At 76.3% G+C, this 1,678-nt stretch carries 1 protein-coding gene; it reads left to right on the top strand.

Going from position 1 to position 1,678, the window contains the following annotated elements:
* Nucleotides 1-1,116: 1,116 nt before the first annotated feature.
* The coding region (locus AOK23_RS51290) for an SWIM zinc finger family protein (RefSeq protein WP_240496861.1) at nucleotides 1,117-1,678 on the top strand (562 nt) is incomplete at its 3' end.

Raw genomic sequence — 1,678 nt, 5'->3', positions numbered from 1 at the left:
GGTGCTGGTGCTGGTGCTGGTGCCTCGGACTCGGAGGGTGCTGCGTCCGGCGGGGCCCTTGAGGCGTCGGGGCGCGGGGTGGAGACGTCCGGCCGTGGCAGTGCGGTGCCGCAGAGCCTTGGTGAGGAGCCGGAGGGCGGCGGTACGGCGGCCGCGTCGGACGGGAGTGAGGCCAAGGGGGCGCGGGGTGCCCGGCCGGGCGATGCGGCCCGGGCAGCGCTGTGGCGGGCCGCGGGCGCCAGGGCGGCGGCCTCGCCCGAGGAGCCGCCAGGGGAGCGTGCACCACGCACCCCCGAGGCCCCGCGCGCCGGTGGGACCGCCGCACCGGGCGGTGCCCGGCCCGGTGACATCGCCCGTGCCGCGCTGCGCGCCGCTCGAAGCGCGGCGGAGCGGGCCCGCGCGGAGGCCGAGGCGGAGTCCAAGGCCAAGGCTGATGCCAAGGCCAGGACCGGTGCCGATGCCGGGGCAAAGGCCTGGATCGATGCTGATGGCGGTGCCGGGGGAGCCGCACCTGAGGCATCGGCAGCAGCGGGAGCAGCCGATGCCGGGCGCCGGGCTGGGCCCTCGCGCCGTCCCGCGCACCAGGCCCCGGGCCGCCGCAGAGGGAGGCAGGAAGGGAGTGACCGCGGCGCTGACCGAGATGAGGATGCTGACCGGAGTGAGGGGCCCCGCCCGGTCCGGGACGTACGCGCTTTGCTCGCAGGTGCCTTCGAGCTGCCCTCGGAGGACCTCGCGCCGACGCACGGCCTTACCGCCGCCGAGCCTCCGCAGGGCTCCCGTGATACCGCGCGAGCCGAAGCCGAAGCTCGCACCCGAGGCGAAGCCGAAGCCCGCAACGAAGCCGAAGCTCCCACCCGAGCCCGAGCTCAAGCCCGTACCCAAGCCGAAGCGCAAGCCCGAGGCGAAGCCGAAGCTCATGTCGGCGACCGGGCTGTCGGCCGTGCCGTCGACCACCCCGGTGATGCCCGGCCCGGAGGCGGCGCCGCCACGCCCCGCGTCCCGGGCACCATGGCCGCCCCCTCCCGTGACGGCGAACTCCGGCGTACCTTCCGGGCCTTTCCGCCCCGGACCTCGGGCGGAGAGGCGTTCGCGGAGAGTTGGTGGGGGAACGCGTGGGTGACGGCGTTGGAGGAGGGCGCCCTGGACGCGGCCCGGCTCGGACGGGGGCGGGCGTACGCCGACCAGGGCAACGTGGACGCGATCACGGTCACGCCGGGGCTGGTGCTGGCGTACGTCCACGGCAGCCGGCCCCGGCCCTACCGGGTGCAGGTCCGGCTGCGGCCGCTGGACGACGACGAGTGGGACCGTTTCCTGGACACGGCGGCCGAACGCCCCGCCGACATCGCCGCCCTGCTCGACAAGGAGCTCCCGCACTCCCTGGCTGGTGGTGCCACACCCGCACCCGGACCCGCACCCATATCCGCATCCGCGTCCGGCGGCTGGAGCCCTCGAGGGACGCGGCTGCTGCCCGGGCCGGGGGAGTTGGAGCCCCACTGCAGTTGCCCGGACCGAGGGCATCCCTGCAAGCACGCGGCGGCGCTCTGCTATCAGACGGCGCGGCTGCTGGACGAGGACCCGTTCGTCCTGCTGCTTCTGCGCGGCCGGGGCGAGCGGGAGTTGCTCGACGCGCTGTCGCGGCGCAACGCCGCGCGGGCGGCGCGTGCCGCGCAGGAGCAGC

This window comes from Streptomyces torulosus, from assembly GCF_001419765.1.
GTDB lineage: Bacteria > Actinomycetota > Actinomycetes > Streptomycetales > Streptomycetaceae > Streptomyces > Streptomyces torulosus.
Note: the sequence above shows the minus strand (reverse complement) of the source record. Positions and strands in the feature narration are given on the sequence as shown.